Source organism: Methanothermus sociabilis (genome assembly GCF_055392295.1).
Map to the genome: position 1 here is coordinate 599,504 of NZ_AP042467.1, position 18,391 is coordinate 617,894.

Consider the following 18,391-nt stretch of genomic DNA (forward strand, 5'->3'; position numbering starts at 1 on the left):
CCTCACATTATTTAGTAACACAAACCTGAACAATGAAAGAGAATCTCTCATGGGAATATTTGATGCGCCCACCATGGTGTCCACCAGGTTTCAAGGATGGCAGCCACAAATAAAAGAAAGATACTAATTTTAAGTATTTTCAATCCCCATTTAATGGCCTCTTTAACCTCACCAAAATTCCCGCGGATCCTACGAGTCCTTAAAACATCTATTATGGCTTTAAACATATAACGACTTACATTTACACTTGCAATGAAAGATAAAAACATTGCTGGAAATTCTAAGTGGGCATGAAGTGATCCTAGCACAAGTAATGCTCCTTTCCAATGCCATGCATGTATAGGACTTACATAGTGTCCTGCAATTATTAATCCTCCATATGCCAACCCTACAAATGGTCCAATTATTGTAAAACCTTTTATGAAATATAATATGGCACACATAGCATTGTGTAGGAATATGGATAAAAAATTGTTTAAGGGACCTGCATCAATACCTGTATCAAGATCTAAACATCTTATGTTAATGGTTTTAAAATTAGTTTCGTTGCTATAGAAGTAAACCTTATTTTTAGGATGCTCAAGAGGTTTTAATATGTTTACAGGCACTTTAAATGCAAGTATTGCGCCAACTATCATAAATATTAGTGTAAAAGATACCAAAGACATGTAAAACAATTTATTGCTTTTCTCAAATACAGAATAGAGAGAAAGCCACATGAATAAAGTTGTCAAAAAAACAAGAACATCTAATCCACCTGTCATATTCTTTTCAAAATCAATATCAATATCAATTCCATGCATTGTAAGAGTTAAAGAAAAACAAAAACCACTAATAATACTAACAGCAACGATAATGCCAAGTGCTATACACCTTTTTGACTTAAGACTGGAAATCCATTGTAGCATATCCTTACACCTACTAAAAAGAAATTAAAGTTGTTAAATCAGGTGGTTTTCTGCTGAAACACAACTCAGGAATACTAAAAAACCAGGGTTAGTAATATTGGGAAGAGAATTTTCCTTTTCGGAACCATTTCCCACACTCCTCAACTATGTATCATCCAATAGTAATACAAAAATAGCTTATAAAGATTACTTCCTGCACAATGATGTACATGAAGATGTCGTTAAACTTACCTTTAGCGACATATATGATTTCTAACCTCTACTTAGATGCGATGGGAAAATGCCTTAACTCATGATTAGAAAACAGTGGTTCGTTTAAATACATAGATTGTGATGGATATTTTTTGATCACTTAAGGACAGCTTTATTCATGTTATTAGCATTGCATTGACAAAAGTATAAAATTACATAATATATATAACATAAAATCAGAGGGGGTGCCTAAATGAAGTTTAAAGCTGTATTGATCCTCTCAACATTAATAGTTTTATTGGCAATTTCCCAAGCATATGGAGTTAAAGAAGTTTATCCAAAGTATGGTACCCTCAAAAATATAATAAAAAATGCTAAACCTGGAGAGACAATATTCCTGCATAAAGGGACATATCATGCTTCAGGAATTGTGGTAGATAAGAATTTAACTATTGTAGGTGAAGATAGGGATGGAGTTGTAATTGATGCTCTAGGGCAAGGCCCTATATTCATAATTTCCAGCGGTGCAAATGCAAGGTTGATAAATTTAACATTGACCAATGGATATGGAGCAGGAGGTGGTGCAATAGATAATAATGGATATTTAGTGGTTAAGAACTGTGCTTTTGTGGATAATTATGCTAGCGAAAAGGGCGGTGCCATTTTTAACAATGGTACTTTAACAATAAATGGTTGCAGATTTAAAAATAACAAGGTCATCATACTCGGCGGCGGTGCTATCTACAATTCTCGTGAAGGTCAGGTTACAATAAGTAACAGTGTATTTGTGAATAACAATGCTGCTGTTTTTGGAGGAGCTATAGATAATGATGGTTATTTAACAATCAAAAATTGTGTATTTGAAAACAACACTGCTTTTATTGGCGGTGCTATCTATAATAATGGTGATTTAACAATAATACATTCCACATTTATTAACAATGGTATAGTGCGGGGATTTGAAGGTACCATCAGTAATAATGGTAATTTAACAATAATACATTCTACATTTGACGGAAAGAAAGTTAGCTATAAGAAAGAGAAAGTAACAATGCCAACACCAAAGAAACCACCTATAAAATCGTCATTTGATTATTTTTGGGTTACAAATACAGATGATGGCTCTGTTTCTAAAGTAGACAAAACAACAATGCAGGAAGTTGCTCGCTATAGAGTTAATCCAAATAATAATACTTGGACATGTAGAATTGCTGTCGACAAAATGGGTAATGCATGGATTGTTAATACCAATGTAGGCACGGTAGTAAAAATTTTAGGAAATACTACTGGTTTAAACAATACCTCTACAGGACCTAACGACATAAAACCATGGGGACAGGATCAAGCAGTACAATATGAAATTGTATTAATACCAGGAAAAGAGGGGACATATAAGCCAGGTACATATACAGGAGGTTATGATCCCAAAGGCAAATATGGAGAAAATGGAGCACCATCTCCTAGAGCAATTGCTGTGGATAAATATAACAACGTGTGGGTAGGGACATATGGAACCCAGATGTTATATTACATTAATGGTAGTAATGGACAGATAATATATAAATTTAATCTCACAAATAATAGTATTCATAATGTTTCTTCTAACTTTAGGCCTTGTAATGCCATTATAGATGAAAACGGATATCTCTGGATTACTGGGGACCTCAGTGGGTCAGTATTAAGGGTTGTTTATGACTATAATAATGATACTGTACTCATTAAGAGAATTGATGAAATACCTTTGGGAGGAAACGTAGATTATGCATATGCAATTGCATCTGATCATAAAGGTAGGATTTTAGTCACGACGTATTCTAAAATTATCGGTTATCTTTATATTATAGATTCAACAACAGGTAGTATATTAAGAAGTGAAACATTATTACTATATCAGTATCCTACAGGAATTGTAGTGGATGATAATGGGAATATTTGGATTGCATGCTATTATGGCGTAATTAGGTTGGCTAGTGATGGCAGGATAAAAGCTATAATACGAGTAGGTTATTGGAATACAGGTGTAGGGATAATAAAAAATGAGACAGGATGGAAAATAGTTGTAACGAGTTATAAAGATAATCGTGTTTATACAATAGACCCAAATACAAATAAGGTAGACAACAGTGTTGCTGTTGGCCCATGTGGACACTATATGTATGGTGATTTTACTGGATATGAGATATTAAGAACGTTAGCAGCAGATCTATCAATAGTGAAGAATGCAAGCGCAACAACTGCAAGACTTGGAGACAGAGTTACATTCACAATAACAGTCATGAACAATGGACCAAACAATGCAACAGATGTGAATGTAACAGATAAGCTACCTTCTGGACTTGAGTTTGTAGGCTGTTATGCAACAAAAGGAACCTACAATCCAACATCAGGAACCTGGAATTTTACAAATCTAATAAATCTTCTAATAGATAGATGGTTGCATCTTCTTAATATGACATTTTCTGATAATATGACGTGTGGAATTGATTACTATGTAAAGAATAACAAGGCAAAATTCAGCTTAAAAGTGATTATGCCCACAAAACCACTTAAACTTGGAAAACCACATGTTCTAAAACCACCAAAACCAACAAAGATTAAACTCCTAAAGAGAGGAAAAGAAAAGATAGGTAAAAAGAAAATTAAGATACCAGTTACTGGAGTGCCTCTAACTTATCTATTACTTGGATTAATCCTAATAATCCTTGGACTATCAGATAGAAGAAAAACATAACGCCTACTTTTTTATATTCTATTTTGTTATTTCCTAAGATTTTTTCTTTGTGGGTAGCTGTTGAAGTGACACAAAATTTTTTTATAGTCAATTTTTTAATATTTTATACAAATTTTTGAATTTTAGTGGTGCTAGTTGGAGGGACACTCCTATGGCAAAAGGAGTTGTTTATGTATTAGCTGCGTTAGTTATTTTATTTGGCTTGTTTTTTGTGGCAATATTGCTTAGCCCTACAAAAAGTGGTGAAGAAGGTATACAAGGTAAGATTTCATCGAATTAAAGAAAAGGTAAAAAATGTTCCAAAACAGATTTCAAATAAAGCCACACCTGGTCCTACCCCTCCTGAACCAGGACCTACACCACCTGAAGAATCACAGCAAGGTGGAGAAGTACCTAGCGGTGGATAACGAATAAATTTTTAGTGTTCTTCTTTATATTTATTTTAATTTCGTGACTGTAATATATATATGAGTTTTTTCAGAAAATGTATTACCCATTATGTGCTCTATGAAAAGTTTCTATATATGGACAGTTTTAGTTGTTCTTGTGGCTATGGTGTCTGTTAGTTGTGTTTCAGCTGCAGACACAATTAGTAGTCAACACTCCAATGATACACTCTGTACAACGAATGCAAACGGATACACAGCCGATAACAGCACTATTCATTCCGAAATTGAAAATACCACAGTAGACACTAAAGATGTGATCCTCCAAGATAAGGATTACACTTGTGGACCAGCAGCACTCTCCATAGTCTTCCAGAAACTTGGAATACAGGCAACCGAGGATGAACTGGCAGCACTCGCAAGGACCACAGAGAATGGGACAACAATGCAAGGTTTAGTGGAAGCAGCAAAAGCTAAAGGAGTAAATGCAGTAGGAATGAAACTCGGCATAAATGAACTTAAAGAAAATATGATTGTACACCTAATGAAGGATGGCGAAGGACATTATGCTGTAGTTAAAGAAATAACAGCCAACACCATCAAATTGGCAGATCCAGGTTTAGGGAACATAGAATTATCACTAGAAGAATTCCGGGAAATCTACACAGGAAACGCTTTAGTAATCAACCAAACAACAAACCAGAACACCTCCAACACAAATAAAGCAGAAGAAAACATAACTACATCAAATAAAATCCTCAGCAAAGAAGAAATGCAGAACATTAAGGGTAAAGGATGGCTAAATAGGCTTTGGAGAAAAATAAAAAGGGTCCTCCTGATATGGTGGAAATACAGAAGCTCGTCATGGCAATATTACTCATATCCTCCTTACGGGGGTATGGTGAAAATATAAGCCTGGCAAGCCTTGAGTACAATTATTATCTTTAGGCTTATTAAATTTTTTAAGAGGTGGTTATCATTATGAAGGAGTTGAGTGAGTCTCAAAAGACATTTCTTTTGGTTTTTGTGGCTTTTTTGTTGGGTGTAGTTACAGGGCCTCTTATCCCAGCCCTTATGCTTGAATGTATCTATACTCCTTATCCTAATATTCTAGGACCATTTTTAATGTTTTTCGCTTGGCTTTGCATTCTTTCTAGCTTTAAGAAGGATAATAGGTGGTTTTATGTTCCATTAGCAATTTTCTTGATATTTACTCTAGTCGCTCCATTTTTGGGTATGACGGAGGTTATCCCAAAAGTGAAAGAGAGAATAGCGCATCCACCAAGCCAAGGATTAATAGGAGTAAAACCTTATTCATTCACTACATTCATAACAATCTTCACTCATAACTCCAGAGTAGGTATATTAAATTATCTTTCAGGAGTTAGTATAATTTTACCTTTCCTAGCAGAGGCAATATGGGATCTTTATTTCTCTACTATGACGGCCGCATTTATATCCTATTGGCACTGGAAGGGTCTAAAAGTCATTCTTGGTAGTCTCTTTATATACTTTGAATACTCTGCATCATATTTATCTTTCATTGCAGGTGCAAATGTAAGTCGTTATATGTTTAAAGCCATAATAGATGTTTTAAGGACTCGTAGGATCCGTGGGAATTTCAAAGAGGTTAAAGAGGCCTTTAAATGGGGGTTAAAACTGGTTGGAATCAGTATTGTTCTCTTCTTTGTGGCTGCAATCTTTGAAACTTGGTGGGCGCCATGGTGGTACAAACAAATATTTCCATGAGAGATTCTCTTTCATTGTTCAGCTATATGTGTTGATGATATTCTATTTTTTAATGCCATGCTTTCTCTCAGTATTGATTATTGGACCATTGGAGAAGTCCTGGTCTCCAGTACACACATCAATAATACATACTTTTTATTAAAAATTAAAATAGGGTTATAATATCTCTTTACTTAACAGTTTTTTATGTATGTCCAAACGTACACATTAGTGCAGTTAACATATATGCATAAAATAAAAAAATTTTATTTTTAAGAATAAATAGGAGTGTAGTTGATGAAGAATATTATTTTTTTAGCATTACTAGTAGGCGTGGTAATTGGATTAAGTATTGGATTTATGAGCAACAATGTTAATAATATCAATTCTATCTTTAAGAATGGCACAGTACAAGAATCTAAGAGTTCAAATCGTATAAGTTACGTTAACAGTGAAAAATCATATTCATGGACTTGTCCTAACTGTGGAGGACATTCATATCACATAGAAGAGCATATAGGATACGATGAAAATGGTAGTATAATTGGAGGTTCAAAATACCGTGTATGTGATAATTGCGGATACAAAGAGGAAATTGGAGTCGGTTAACAATGTCAAGAGACAACAGTGAACCACATAGCAAAGTTGATTAAAAGATCAAAGATAACTATACTTTCTTTTTGCATTTCTTATTTATCGTAGTTTATAATTTTACAAATTTAGAGTTTATGTGCATATTCTTCGTTTGCTCGTTTTTTAAACCATTCTACAAAATTTGGAAATGAATCTTTCTTTATTATATCTTTCACGTCGAAAACATGAAGATACGCATGTCTAGAAAAATATATTCCCAATCGTTTTATTTTATAATTTGATGGCATTCCATCAATGCCACCAATTTTGTAGAGAATATAGTAACCTATCAACTGATTAAAATAATCTCTTCTTAATTCAAGGTTTTTTGTAGTTTTTATATCTATTATCGTATCATCTATCACAATATCACAATCTGCTCCCCCAACCAATTGAGATGCTTCCCCAAATGTTGGATTCAATACACATATTTTCTTTGCCTTGAAATATTCTGGCTTCACTATCGATATTAAATTCTTTAAATCTTTTATGTCATTTTCATCGACACTACCTAAATTTTTATCTACGACCTCAGCCCTATATATTAAATCCACCTGAGCCAATAACAATGCTGCTTTGTATAAATCAGAATTCATCTTCCCTGTTTTAATAAATTCATTATAGACCTTCTTTGAATACTCTATTATTTCTTCAACTTTATCATAAACGTAAGGATCAAGTAATTCAGGATTTATAATTGTATCAACGTCGTCAGAGAAAATTTCATCTTTTGTAAACATTGATAATAATTGTAATCTCTCTAATAATTGAAGAGATGCTTCACTAACCCAAGGATGTTCAACAGCATCAGGATTCAATCGTTTTATATAAAAACGAAGTAGATAATCAAATGCCATGCCTACAAGACCATAATGGTTTGTTAGAGGAGGTGCCAATAATTTTCTTTGGACTTTTAATCGTGGTTTTTTAAATTCTCGTTTAAAGGCCTGCCTCACATCTTTTATTTTAATGAAAGATGTTAGACTCATAATTTAAACTCCATTTTATTAATAACCATTATCCCCTTCTAATTATTATAATTCTCCCTCTAACTCTGCATCTAAATTCATATATTTATTCTTTAGCTTCTTTATAGTTTTTTCATCACTTTTCCAATATCCTCTTTCATATGCTTCAAGAAATCTCTCCAACATTTTTTTAGTAGCATATTTATTGTTTTTTTCTAATTTTCTATACATCTTTTCATCAAAAATGAAAGTGTTAACAGCTTCATCCCATATCCAATTATCGACGGCATTAGTAGTTGCTGATAATCCTAGTAAATATTCAACCCTGTCTGCTATTTTTTGAACACCGGAAAAACCATGTTTTAACATGGCATTTATCCATTTTGGATTGAGAGTTCTTGTTATTGAACCTCTTTTTATAGAATCATCAATTTTTTCTACTTTTGGAATTTCTTTCGTACTATCTGCTATAAGCATTTCTGGTTTTTTACCATCTCTCAGAATCTCAACAGATTTTGACAAACCACCAAAAAATTCATAGTAATGATCTAAATCTGTTATTTCGTAATCATGAGAATCTCTTACTTGTGAAATAAGATCTACATTCTTTAATAATTTTTCAAAAACTTCTTGAGCCTTTTTTGAATAATGATTTTTTGTGTATGCATAACTCATAGAATGAATATATGCTTCCGCCAAATCATTTTCATTTTTCCAAGCACTATCCTCAACAAGTTCTAATAATCTTGTATTGTATTCTGTTGATTGTGGCCCGAAAATTCTAGCTTTTGCTAAATCTCCATGTTCCTCAAGTTCAGTTACATGTTTTTTTACAAAATTTTCATTTTTTGATTCTGGAAGTTCTGCTACCATTCTAAATGCCCTGTCAAGAAGTTCCATAAGATTTGGAAACATCTCTCTAAAGAATCCACATATTGTAACGACAACATCTATCCTTGGTCTTTTAAGTTTCTCAATGGGTATTACTTTTAATTTTTTCTCCCAAGGTGTTTTGTGAATAATTTTTACGCCTAGATAATCTAATATTTGGGCAATGGTTTCACCTTGAGTCTTTGCGGTTTCAAAACCCCAAAGAACTACTCCAACAGTCTCTGGGTATTTTCCATGTTTTTTGAAATAATTTTCTATCGTAAGTTTTGCTATTCTTTTACCTCTTTCAATTGCTGCCTCAGTAGGTATTTTTTGTGGATCAAATTCATGAATGTTTTTTCCTGTTGGTAGAACTTCTGGATTTCTTATTACATCCCCACCCACAGAAGGTTCTATATATGAGCCATTTAAACTTTTAATTAAATTTTTCAGTTCTAGGGAATTATCTACGAAATTTTTAACTCTTTTAACACAGTAATCTATAGTTTCCTTTATGTCTTTTGGTAATTTTTTGTTATTCAAATACTGTTTTACAAGCTTTTTAGCTTTTTTATCAATTTTTCTAAGTATGCGAGGATTATTAAGCACTTTTTCATATTTTAATCCCATTCTTTCAGCTATAAGTCTATGTAGTGATTTAACGCTGCCTCTATCATATCTAGCAATGGCTGTTATAAGTTCTATTAAATCTTTCTGCTTTAACTCGTATTTCTCTCCAACTACATGTAATCCTTTTGGAATTATCGAACGTCTATATTCATAAAGTTTTCTTTCCAATTGATTTAAATCTTCTCCCAAATGAAGTTTTTTTGCCAATTTTAATGCTTTTTCTTTTGCTATTTTCGCTCTAATTTTATCTTTACCTTTAGCTTCTCTATATTCATCTAGTAAATCTTCTAATTTTGCATATTTACCATACGATCCTGCAGTTGTATATGGTGGTGAATTGTAACTAATTAAAGTTCCATAAAGTCTTCTTTTAGCTATAGATGCTTCTGAAGTGTTAATAATATGATAAATATAAACATTTGGCATATTACCAATTAAAATATCAGGGAAACATTTTGAACTTAATCCTATTTCCTTACCTTTTGTAAATTCAGCAGTGCCATGAGTTCCAAGATGTATAACACAATCAGCTTTAAAAACGTTTTCTATCCATTTATAGAACGCTATATATTGATGATGAGGTGGTTTTGTGTCATCATGAATTGCAGAATCTATATCTTCATTACTTAATGGTGGCCTGGATGGTTGAACACCTATAAAAACATTTCCAAGAGTTACTCCAGGAATCAAAAATTTATTTTTATCAACTAAAATATCTCCAGGAGGAGGACCCCATGTGTTAATCACATCTTTCTTTACTTCATCTGGAAGTTTATTGAAATACTTTAAATATTCTTCAACATTTAGTTTTGGACATTCGTAAATTATTTCTGAATTGAAAAGCCTTCTTTTTATGAATAATTTTTCTAATTCTTTTCTGTTTTTTACTTCAACTTTGTAACCATTCTTTTTTAAAATTTTTAAAATTTTTTCAAGACTGGCAAAAGTGTCTAAATAAGCAGCGTTTCCAAGATTTTCTTCTCCAGGAGGATAATTGTAAATAATTATAGCTATTTTCTTTTCTTCATTATTTTTCCTTTTAAGTTTTAACCAGTTTTCAACCCTTTTAACAAACTTATCAACTCTATCTTCTATTGGTACAACTTCATAATTTTTTACACCGCATAGTGGGATTGATTCAACGCCCCCATCTGTTTCTGGCAATGTAACAGAAGTTATTGTTTGTAATGGTGATAAACCTCTCTTATTTTTTCTCCAATCTTTTATTTCCTGCATTAACATTAAAGATGGCGTAAAAAGTTTAGAGTCTATATTTTTTAAAAATTCTATTGTTGGTTTAGAATCACCGCCTAAAGGACCGCCATTCAATTTAAACCATAACAAACTTATTATTCCATCAAGCTGCTTATCTTTAAAATATTTTTTCATAGCTTCTAGGTTTCTAATTCCATCAGTATAAACAGGAATTATATTACAATCCAATTTTTTACAAATTTCTTCTAAAAGAGGTAGGGAAGCATCTCGATGCATTCCTCCATAATAAATTACTCCCACTGTAGGTTTATCTGGTGAAATTTTAATTTTATCACCATATACTGGATGATACAAACCAAATTCTGGATATTCTATTGGATCTTCAACCTCCACATCTAAACCCTTCAACTTACAAATGTGAAGAAACATGTTCTTATAATTATTATAGCCACCATTTGCCCAATATTTTAAAATTTTAATATAATTTCTAGCATCTTTCAACACTGTAATAGGTAAAAATTTTCCAAGGAACTCTATAATCTTCTGAATCCTTTTAATCCATTTCATCATGCTTTCAGGGTTACCATATGACATTGTACATTTATCACTTTTCATTATTTTACTCATTTTAAATTTGCCTAATTTTGCAAGAGATAAAATAGATGGAGATCCACCTACTAAAGCAACAACGTCCTTATTTTTGTAATTGAGTTCTGTAAGTGAAAGAGGATCACCCCTAACATCCATCAAAATTATATCTGCCCAATCAACATACTTTTGAAGTGTAGATTTTTTAGGAAAATCATGAGCAAAAATTAATTTAACATTTGTATAATCCGAGACATCTTTGATAGCTCTATGTAAATTCCTACTTACAACAGTGGATATCAATAAGATATTTGGTTTCATTGCTTTTGCCTCCATATATATGTGATTTTTAGTTACTAAAATATTACCAAAATATTTTTTTGTTTAGTCACTTTCTAGGCATTGCAAAGTTTTAAGCATGTGTTTGTGAAAATTTAAAGTATAGATTAATGGAGGAGAAAAAATGGAAGAAAAATTACCATTTGCTAAAGCAGAAGTAGTAAGATTAATGAGAAAATATTTAGATGACGATAAAATGATAAGAGAACGTGTAAAAATAGAGATGAATAAGTTTTTAGGTGAAATTGTGAAAAATATTTGCAAAGAACTGAATAAATATCCTTACACAGTTGTAGAACATGACATGTTCAAAGAATGCGTATATCCCTACAGAAATTTAGATAGAATCAATGAAGAAAAAGAAAGAATGATAAAACATTTAGAAGCTATAAAATCTGATTGTGATGCATTGATATCTGAAATAAAACGAAGTTTTGATTTGACAAGTAAGCTATAATTCTATAAATCCTGTTTTAAGGTTTTTTATTTCTTCTTCTGTTAATTTTCGTTTAGAAACTTCTGGGTGATCGATAAAACTCTGACCTAAAGGATCCTCTAAAATCATTTTAACCTTTCTTTTACCATTTTTGACTTCTTTTAATTTTTTAGATATTTCTTTTATTTTTACTCTAGTTTTTTTGTCTTTAAATAATATCTTAGAACTTTCAATGACTTCTTCAAATCTATTTAATACACCTTCAATGTTAGATATATATCCTTGAGATTTTGGTCCAGGTTCAACCTTTAATCCTAATTCAGGTATTCTTATAGTTGCTGATTGAGATTTCACAACCCTTGCATTAAGTGTTTCTAAATGTACATCAATTGAATATCTCATAGGTTCTTTTGATTCAAGACAAAGAATATCACTGTCTCTGTATCCACAATTTTTACAAATAGATGCAAATTCCAAAACTTCTCCGAAATATGGTATTTTTTGTGTTGTAGTTATTACGTTTAAGGATCTGTTTTGGCAGAGAGGACAATTAGCTATCATTTTTTGTTGCAATTGCACCACCTCTGTATAGTAACCCTTCCTTATCTAATTCTTCCACAATTTTTTCCAATGTCTCTTCATCTGGTGCACATATCTTATGAGTATGTATATTGTTTGACAATCTATAAATTCTTTCCAAGTCTTTCTTACGTTTTGGGTTTTCTTCCAATATTTTGATAAATCTTTCTGCATCTTTTGGATCATAGATATCTACTTTACGTCTTAAAGGTTCTGAAAATCCTGGAATTGGGTATGATACATCGACAATACGGCCATCATATTTCTCTATTACAATTTCAACAACTTTTTTTAAGTCCTCAACCGGATGTTGTAATACTATTCTTTTACAACATTGTTTTATAAAAGATAAAATACGTTTAACTGTAGATTCTAATTCTTCGTTGTTAATAACAGGGACATTGTGTTCTTTTGCCTTTTCAACTAAATAATCATGTATAATGCGGTTTTCTCTAAAATATTCTAAGTGTTTGCCTCCCCTTTTTATCTCCATTGCTCTCTTTACAAATCTCTCCTTATGTGTTTTCTCATCTGCAGACAAAACAATGAAGTGAACAGAAGCATCTTCCTTAAACTTTTCTATGTCTATCATTCCTGGTAATAAATGGACACCTTCAATAATTACATCGTCATGATCATCAATAGCTCTTCTAATAACCTTTTCTATAGCAGGTATTACAAAGGAAGCATGTTCCTCAAAACCTGCTCTTACCAATGATTCATGATCTTTAAATTTTTCTTTATATCTTAAAATTGTGTAGGCATCATATGATGATTTATGCAATGCTGGTGCATAATCGTCCCCTATAATACCTCTTACAATTTCTCTAATAAAATCAGTCTCTATTAAATGCTTAATTTCTAATTTTCTTGCAATTTCAGATGCAACTGTAGATTTACCAACTCCAGATGCGCTGCCAATTAATATAACATATGGTTTTTTCTTCACGACAAACACCTAACTACGATAGGAAATCCTTTATCCTCTCAGCACTCCTTCTCATCTCCAACCTTATTAATCCCAAATTAACATCCTCATCTGTCAAAACGACCAATATTCCTTCACCAACATCCTTCATAAGCATTTTTCCTCTTGATCCTTCAATCATTACCTGTTCCAAAGGTTCCTGTTTTAATTCTTCAACAGATTCCTTTGCAGCCCCAAAAATAACTGATGACCTTGCAGCAACAATTTCAGCATCCATATCTGAACCCAATTCACTCTCAATTATCAATCCATCCTTACCAACAACCAACGACCCATTAACACCATCTATTCTAGTTAAATCCCTTAACACTCTTGAGATCATATAATAACCTCCTAATTAACAAATATACTTAAGAATATTTAATCTTTATGAGTTGAGTTCCCTAACTACATCATCAACATTGTTGAAAGTATAGATAAAAATTAAAAATTCTTCTAAATTTTTAAATTTTACTTCTCTTTGATATTCATGTTCTTGATATTTTATTTGCAATTTTAAATTGTTTTCATTGCTAAAATTTATACATGCCAATATTTTATCCTTCTCGATTTCAAATAAAATTTTATCATTCTTTATTTTCACATTCCCCGTCTTTGTCTTGAATTTCAACATCTTTTTTCACACCTTCAACAGATTTTTTTGATACTATTTCATCATGATAATTTATCCAATCTCTAATTCTGTCCACAAATCTCTTCCTTTTAAAAATATTAAATATGAAATCTGAGAGCGTTTCATAAAATACATAACCGAATATTCTCCTATTCTCAGATTTTAGGTAAGGACCAGCCTCAACAAAAACTTTCCCATCTTTATAAAATCTTATTGTAGTTACCCATTTCCAGCCTCTCTCAGGATCTGAATCTTGCGTAGTTTTTACTTTAAAAACTAAATACAAAGAATCTTTCATGTGTCTTGCCAATATCATCCTACTTTCATCTATCAATATTTTTTTCTCTGCTTTGATTATTTCTTCCATGTTACCTTACCTTTTTTCTAATTTAACCGAAAAATTTATAACACATAATTTTTCAAATATACTTTGTAAAAAATCAAGGAGGGTATTAGTTGCATATAATGGAAGGATATCTACCACCAATTTGGTGTGCTGTATGGTATGCAATAGCTTTACCAGTAGTTGCATATGGTATCTACAGATTGATAAAAATTACTGATGAGAATCCAGAGAGTAAACCTTTAATAGCTATGGCAGGAGCATTTATGTTCGTTCTTTCTTCATTAAAAATGCCTTCAGTTACAGGTAGTTGTTCACATCCTACAGGAAATGCTCTAGGAGCTGTATTGTTTGGACCAGCAATTGCAAGTGTTTTAGCATTTATAACTTTGATATTTCAAGCACTTTTGATGGCACATGGTGGTCTTTCAACATTAGGAGCAAACACAGTGTCAATGGGAATTGTTGGTACAGTTGCAGCATGGATTGTTTGGAAAATCTGTGAAAAAGTAAACATATCTCACTCAGTAGGTATATTTTTAGCAGCAGTAGCAGGAGATTGGTTAACATATGTGACAACATCAATACAATTGGCCTTAGCATTTCCAATACCAAATGTTGCTTCAGCAGCATTGAAATTTATGGCAATATATGCTTACACACAGGTGCCTCTAGCAATTGCTGAAGGTTTATTAACAATGGTTGTATTTAGAGAAATAATTAAAAAGAGACCAGATATTTTAGAAAACTTGAAAGTTGTTGTAGCCCCAAAAACTACTGAAAGTGAAGGTGAATGAGATGGATAGGATCACTATAGTATCTTTAATATTGGTTGCAGTAATCTGTGCTATTCCCCTTATCATGTATGCTGGTAAAGGAGAGGAACAAGGATATTTCAAAGGTTCTGATGATGTAGGAACCGAAGCAATAGAAAGTACTGGATATAAACCATGGTTACAACCTATTTGGCAGCCACCAAGTGGGGAAATTGAAAGTTTATTATTTGCAGTGCAAGCAGGGATCGGTGCATTTATCATTGGTTATGTCTTTGGAAGATACATGAAAAGTAAAAGCTCCAAAACCTAATTTCTTTTTTTAATTTTTTTGAGGTGGTTATTTGTTTGAAAATAATCTAGATTATATAGCACATACAAACAAACTTAGGAATGTAAATCCAGAATTAAAAATATTTTTTGCAATTTCAACAATGATTGTGAACTTAATCTCAAATTCTATTTTAGTTCCTCTTATTATAGTGGTTATAGTAGGTTATTTGTTAATACGTAAGGCAGGCATATCAAAGAATTTTTATTGTAAATTTATGTTTATACCTTTTGTTTTTGCGCTTATAACATTTATATTTATGGCATTTTTCTTTGGAGTGGGTAAACCTTTGTTGAACTTAGGAATTTTTGGACTTTCAATTACTGAAGATGGATTAAATAGAGGTTTAACCGTGTTTACAAAAATTATTGGAGGATTTTCTTGTTTAGCATTTCTAGCCATTACTACTCCAATTAATGAATTCTTTAAAAGCTTGAAAAAATTTAAAATTCCAGAAATATTTTTAGAAATTACAACCATGATGTATACAAGCATTTTTATTATCATTGAAGAAGGATTTAGAATGTATTATTCTCAAGAAACAAGGCTTGGTTACAGGGATTTAAAGACAGCATATAAATCTCTTGGAATGTTGGCAGCTAATTTATTTTTAAGAGCTTGGGAAAGAGGTGAAAAATTATACCTATCTATGGAGTCAAGATGTTACCAAGGTAAAATACCAAGCCTGAAAAAAAATTCATCACCTGACATCAAATATTTTATCTTATTAATTTTCTTTGAGGTGTCTCTTTTCTGCACATCATGTGTGTCTCATAAAATTTTTGGTTTATAATTTTTCCATGCTAATTTTTATATATATTAAAATTTAACAAATTAGTTTAAAATGTAAAAAATGGAGGGTAATTTTGTGAAACCAAAAATTACAATAATTCTTGGTAGTTCATCTGATTATAAAATTTGTGAAAAGACTATCAATACTCTTGAGAAATTAAAAATTCCTTATGATGTTAAAGTTGCTTCAGCTCATAGAACTCCCCAAAAATTAAAATATCAAGTGTCAAAAGCTACTGAAGAAGGAACTGAGGTTTTCATTGGTATAGCTGGTTTATCTGCACAGCTTCCAGGAATAATAACATCATACACTCATAAGCCTGTTATAGCAGTTCCAGTAGATGTAAAGGTTGGAGGATTAGATGCGCTACTCACATCCTCACAAATGCCATTTCCAGAACCGGTTGCTACTGTAGGTATAAATAATGGTGTAAATGCAGCCATTTTAGCTGCACAAATATTAGCAGTTCATGACAAAAAGGTAAAAGAAAGATTAATATCAATGAAAAAAGATTTTTATGAAAAAATTATAAAAAGCGAGGAAGAAATCACTGAAAAAATAAAAGGGAAGTATTATTCCCCGCAGAAAATTGAGACTCCTGAATTTGAAATAACTACTCCAGATTCAAATTCTGAGATTGATGTATGTGTAATGTCTGGAAGTTATTCAGATATGAACATTGTTAGGAGAGTCACATCAGTGTTAGATAGAGCTGATATAAATTATGATTTAAGAATTGTCTTTCCATTTAGAAGGCCAGATAAATTCGAAGAATTAATAAAAAATATGAATACGAAGATTTTCATATCTGTAACTGGTGTAGCATCACATATAACCGGAATGTTGGCATCTTTAACATTGAGCCCAGTAATTGGCGTGCCATGTACATCTCAGCTACAAGGATTAGATTCTTTATTATCGATGGTTAACATGCCTCCAGGAGTTCCAGTTGCAACTGTTGGAATAAATAGAGGTGATAATGCAGCAATGTTGGCATTAGAAATATTAGCTATGAACAATGAAGAATTAGAAGAAAAAATAAAAAATATAAAATGGAAGAGATCATAATGAGCGATTTAAAAACTTTTATTGAAATTCTTGATGAAAAATATGGTGTGAAGGAAATAAATAAAGAGGTTTCTACAAAATTTGAGATTGCCAAGATAATTAAAAAATATGAAAATAAAACGTTAATATTTAATAATATTGCTGAATCTGATATCCCTATTGTTTCAGGAGTATGTAACACTAGAGAAAAAATTTGTACTGCCTTAAATTGTAAAAATTTATTGAAAAAAACATTGGATGGAATGGATAACCCAAAACCAATAAAAAAGATTGAAAAATTAGATAAAAAAGAATATACAACAAAAAAAGTTGATTTAAATCTCTTACCTATACTCAGACATTATAAAAAAGATGGTGGAAGATACATAACTTCAGGGATAGTAATAGCTAAAGATCCTAATACTGGTATAAGAAATGCCTCAATACATAGAATGATGGTAATTGATAAAAATAAAGTCGCTATTCGTATTGTACCAAGAGATTTGTATACATATTACAAAGAATCTGAAAAACTTGGGAAAGATTTAGAAGTTGCAGTGGTTATAGGTGTCCATCCAGCTGTTCTTTTTGCATCAAGTATTTCAGTTCCAATAAATCAGGATGAATTGGAAATTGCAAACTATTTCCATCAAGGAGAAATGAAACTCTTTAAATGTGAAGATGTAGATATAGAAGTACCTAAATCTGAAATAATTCTTGAAGGTAAAATATTGGCAAACAAACGTGCAGAAGAAGGTCCATTTCTTGATATAACCGGCACTTATGATCTTGTAAGAAGAGAACCTATACTAAAATTTGAAAAAATGCATATAAGAAAAGATGCTATATATCATGCAATTCTACCAGCAGGATATGAACATATGTTACTCCAGGGAATCCCACAAGAAGCAAGAATATATAAAGCTGTTAAAAATACGTTGCCAACAGTGAAAGATGTCAAGCTAACAGAAGGGGGATGTTGCTGGTTACATGCAGTAATTTCAATAAAAAAAAGAACAGAAGGCGATGCTAAAAATGTCATTATGGCTGCATTATCAGCACACCCTTCTCTCAAACATGTGGTTGTTACAGATGAAGATATAGATATATCTAATTTAAGAGAAGTTGAATATGCAATAGCAACTAGAGTCAGAGGAGATAGGGATATTTTGATAATACCTAATGTTCGTGGATCTTCATTAGATCCTATGGCAAAACCTGACGGTACAACAACAAAAGTAGGCATTGATGCTACAAAACCCCTCAAAAATGGATGAAGGAGGATTCTAGATTAAAATAA

20 protein-coding genes are annotated in these 18,391 nt (G+C 31.8%); 12 read left to right on the forward strand and 8 right to left on the reverse strand.

Annotated features, from left to right (window positions below; translation table 11 throughout):
- Positions 1 to 47: 47 nt before the first annotated feature.
- Positions 48 to 908 carry a stage II sporulation protein M gene (locus tag ACZ5LY_RS03335; protein WP_464577943.1) on the reverse strand — a complete coding sequence of 287 codons (861 nt, stop codon included), beginning with the start codon at positions 906 to 908 and terminating at the stop codon, positions 48 to 50.
- 445 nt (positions 909 to 1,353) lie between these two features.
- Between ACZ5LY_RS03335 and ACZ5LY_RS03340 the strand changes: the two genes are divergently transcribed.
- From ACZ5LY_RS03340 to ACZ5LY_RS03365, 6 genes are all read left to right on the forward strand, one after another.
- Positions 1,354 to 3,831 (forward strand): right-handed parallel beta-helix repeat-containing protein, encoded by a 2,478-nt coding sequence (locus tag ACZ5LY_RS03340; protein WP_464577945.1) that lies wholly within the window; start codon positions 1,354 to 1,356, stop codon positions 3,829 to 3,831.
- Between the two features lie 151 nt (positions 3,832 to 3,982).
- Positions 3,983 to 4,111 (forward strand): hypothetical protein, encoded by a 129-nt coding sequence (locus tag ACZ5LY_RS03345; RefSeq protein WP_464577946.1) that lies wholly within the window; start codon positions 3,983 to 3,985, stop codon positions 4,109 to 4,111.
- Entirely contained in the window at positions 4,074 to 4,238 is a 165-nt protein-coding gene (locus ACZ5LY_RS03350; RefSeq protein ID WP_464577947.1) for a hypothetical protein, read from the forward strand. The genes ACZ5LY_RS03345 and ACZ5LY_RS03350 overlap by 38 nt, the downstream gene beginning before the upstream one ends.
- Positions 4,239 to 4,338: 100 nt before the next feature.
- On the forward strand, positions 4,339 to 5,130 hold the full coding sequence (locus ACZ5LY_RS03355; RefSeq protein ID WP_464577949.1) for a cysteine peptidase family C39 domain-containing protein: 792 nt from the start codon (positions 4,339 to 4,341) through the stop codon (positions 5,128 to 5,130).
- A gap of 68 nt (positions 5,131 to 5,198) precedes the next feature.
- Positions 5,199 to 5,966: a stage II sporulation protein M gene (locus ACZ5LY_RS03360; protein WP_464577951.1), complete on the forward strand. Its 768-nt coding sequence runs from the start codon at positions 5,199 to 5,201 to the stop codon at positions 5,964 to 5,966.
- A gap of 276 nt (positions 5,967 to 6,242) precedes the next feature.
- Positions 6,243 to 6,554, forward strand: a complete 312-nt coding sequence (locus ACZ5LY_RS03365; protein ID WP_013414018.1) for a hypothetical protein — start codon at positions 6,243 to 6,245, stop codon at positions 6,552 to 6,554.
- Positions 6,555 to 6,664: 110 nt separating this feature from the next.
- On the opposite strand, the gene ACZ5LY_RS03370 is transcribed toward ACZ5LY_RS03365, so the two are convergent.
- Positions 6,665 to 7,567 (reverse strand): hypothetical protein, encoded by a 903-nt coding sequence (locus ACZ5LY_RS03370; protein ID WP_464577956.1) that lies wholly within the window; start codon positions 7,565 to 7,567, stop codon positions 6,665 to 6,667.
- Between the two features lie 45 nt (positions 7,568 to 7,612).
- On the reverse strand, positions 7,613 to 11,170 hold the full coding sequence (gene bchH / locus ACZ5LY_RS03375) for a magnesium chelatase subunit H (protein ID WP_464577957.1): 3,558 nt from the start codon (positions 11,168 to 11,170) through the stop codon (positions 7,613 to 7,615).
- Positions 11,171 to 11,312: 142 nt separating this feature from the next.
- On the opposite strand from bchH, the gene ACZ5LY_RS03380 reads away from it, so the two are divergent.
- Positions 11,313 to 11,645, forward strand: a complete 333-nt coding sequence (locus tag ACZ5LY_RS03380) for a hypothetical protein (RefSeq protein ID WP_013414020.1) — start codon at positions 11,313 to 11,315, stop codon at positions 11,643 to 11,645.
- Here ACZ5LY_RS03380 and ACZ5LY_RS03385 read toward each other — a convergent pair.
- The 5 genes from ACZ5LY_RS03385 to ACZ5LY_RS03405 are packed head-to-tail and all read right to left on the reverse strand — an operon-like array spanning position 11,640 to position 14,171.
- Positions 11,640 to 12,197 (reverse strand): ZPR1 zinc finger domain-containing protein, encoded by a 558-nt coding sequence (locus ACZ5LY_RS03385; protein WP_013414021.1) that lies wholly within the window; start codon positions 12,195 to 12,197, stop codon positions 11,640 to 11,642. The two genes, ACZ5LY_RS03380 and ACZ5LY_RS03385, sit on opposite strands and share 6 nt — an antisense overlap.
- Positions 12,175 to 13,152, reverse strand: coding sequence for a 3H domain-containing protein (locus ACZ5LY_RS03390; RefSeq protein ID WP_464577960.1), 978 nt, complete (start codon positions 13,150 to 13,152; stop codon positions 12,175 to 12,177). The genes ACZ5LY_RS03385 and ACZ5LY_RS03390 overlap by 23 nt, the downstream gene beginning before the upstream one ends.
- 13 nt (positions 13,153 to 13,165) lie before the next feature.
- Positions 13,166 to 13,513: a roadblock/LC7 domain-containing protein gene (locus tag ACZ5LY_RS03395; protein WP_013414023.1), complete on the reverse strand. Its 348-nt coding sequence runs from the start codon at positions 13,511 to 13,513 to the stop codon at positions 13,166 to 13,168.
- A 45-nt stretch (positions 13,514 to 13,558) separates the two neighbouring features.
- Positions 13,559 to 13,774 (reverse strand): hypothetical protein, encoded by a 216-nt coding sequence (locus tag ACZ5LY_RS03400; protein WP_464577963.1) that lies wholly within the window; start codon positions 13,772 to 13,774, stop codon positions 13,559 to 13,561.
- Positions 13,758 to 14,171 (reverse strand): hypothetical protein, encoded by a 414-nt coding sequence (locus ACZ5LY_RS03405; RefSeq protein WP_464577966.1) that lies wholly within the window; start codon positions 14,169 to 14,171, stop codon positions 13,758 to 13,760. Before ACZ5LY_RS03405 ends, ACZ5LY_RS03400 begins: the two co-directional genes overlap by 17 nt.
- Positions 14,172 to 14,260: 89 nt before the next feature.
- Here ACZ5LY_RS03405 and cbiM point away from each other — a divergent pair, with 89 nt between their 5' ends.
- The 5 genes from cbiM (at position 14,261) to ACZ5LY_RS03430 (ending at position 18,368) form a co-directional block, all read left to right on the forward strand.
- On the forward strand, positions 14,261 to 14,944 hold the full coding sequence (gene cbiM / locus ACZ5LY_RS03410) for a cobalt ECF transporter S component CbiM (RefSeq protein ID WP_464577969.1): 684 nt from the start codon (positions 14,261 to 14,263) through the stop codon (positions 14,942 to 14,944).
- 1 nt (position 14,945) lies between these two features.
- Positions 14,946 to 15,233, forward strand: coding sequence for an energy-coupling factor ABC transporter substrate-binding protein (locus tag ACZ5LY_RS03415; RefSeq protein ID WP_013414026.1), 288 nt, complete (start codon positions 14,946 to 14,948; stop codon positions 15,231 to 15,233).
- 31 nt (positions 15,234 to 15,264) lie between these two features.
- Positions 15,265 to 16,044, forward strand: coding sequence for a cobalt ECF transporter T component CbiQ (cbiQ, locus tag ACZ5LY_RS03420; RefSeq protein ID WP_013414027.1), 780 nt, complete (start codon positions 15,265 to 15,267; stop codon positions 16,042 to 16,044).
- 75 nt (positions 16,045 to 16,119) lie between these two features.
- Positions 16,120 to 17,112, forward strand: a complete 993-nt coding sequence (purE, locus tag ACZ5LY_RS03425) for a 5-(carboxyamino)imidazole ribonucleotide mutase (RefSeq protein WP_013414028.1) — start codon at positions 16,120 to 16,122, stop codon at positions 17,110 to 17,112.
- A complete protein-coding gene (locus ACZ5LY_RS03430) occupies positions 17,112 to 18,368 on the forward strand; it encodes a UbiD family decarboxylase (RefSeq protein ID WP_013414029.1) in 1,257 nt (418 codons plus the stop codon). Before purE ends, ACZ5LY_RS03430 begins: the two co-directional genes overlap by 1 nt.
- Positions 18,369 to 18,391 lie beyond the last annotated feature (23 nt).

Bases quoted from the DNA above. Each gene is read 5' to 3' on its own strand.
- ACZ5LY_RS03335 (WP_464577943.1), bottom strand. From the start codon at position 908: ATGCTACAATGGATTTCCAGTCTTAAGTCAAAAAGGTGTATAGCACTT.
- ACZ5LY_RS03340 (WP_464577945.1), top strand. From the start codon at position 1,354: ATGAAGTTTAAAGCTGTATTGATCCTCTCAACATTAATAGTTTTATTG.
- ACZ5LY_RS03345 (WP_464577946.1), top strand. From the start codon at position 3,983: ATGGCAAAAGGAGTTGTTTATGTATTAGCTGCGTTAGTTATTTTATTT.
- ACZ5LY_RS03355 (WP_464577949.1), top strand. From the start codon at position 4,339: ATGAAAAGTTTCTATATATGGACAGTTTTAGTTGTTCTTGTGGCTATG.
- ACZ5LY_RS03360 (WP_464577951.1), top strand. From the start codon at position 5,199: ATGAAGGAGTTGAGTGAGTCTCAAAAGACATTTCTTTTGGTTTTTGTG.
- ACZ5LY_RS03365 (WP_013414018.1), top strand. From the start codon at position 6,243: ATGAAGAATATTATTTTTTTAGCATTACTAGTAGGCGTGGTAATTGGA.
- ACZ5LY_RS03370 (WP_464577956.1), bottom strand. From the start codon at position 7,567: ATGAGTCTAACATCTTTCATTAAAATAAAAGATGTGAGGCAGGCCTTT.
- bchH (WP_464577957.1), bottom strand. From the start codon at position 11,170: ATGAAACCAAATATCTTATTGATATCCACTGTTGTAAGTAGGAATTTA.
- ACZ5LY_RS03380 (WP_013414020.1), top strand. From the start codon at position 11,313: ATGGAAGAAAAATTACCATTTGCTAAAGCAGAAGTAGTAAGATTAATG.
- ACZ5LY_RS03395 (WP_013414023.1), bottom strand. From the start codon at position 13,513: ATGATCTCAAGAGTGTTAAGGGATTTAACTAGAATAGATGGTGTTAAT.
- ACZ5LY_RS03405 (WP_464577966.1), bottom strand. From the start codon at position 14,171: ATGGAAGAAATAATCAAAGCAGAGAAAAAAATATTGATAGATGAAAGT.
- ACZ5LY_RS03415 (WP_013414026.1), top strand. From the start codon at position 14,946: ATGGATAGGATCACTATAGTATCTTTAATATTGGTTGCAGTAATCTGT.
- ACZ5LY_RS03430 (WP_013414029.1), top strand. From the start codon at position 17,112: ATGAGCGATTTAAAAACTTTTATTGAAATTCTTGATGAAAAATATGGT.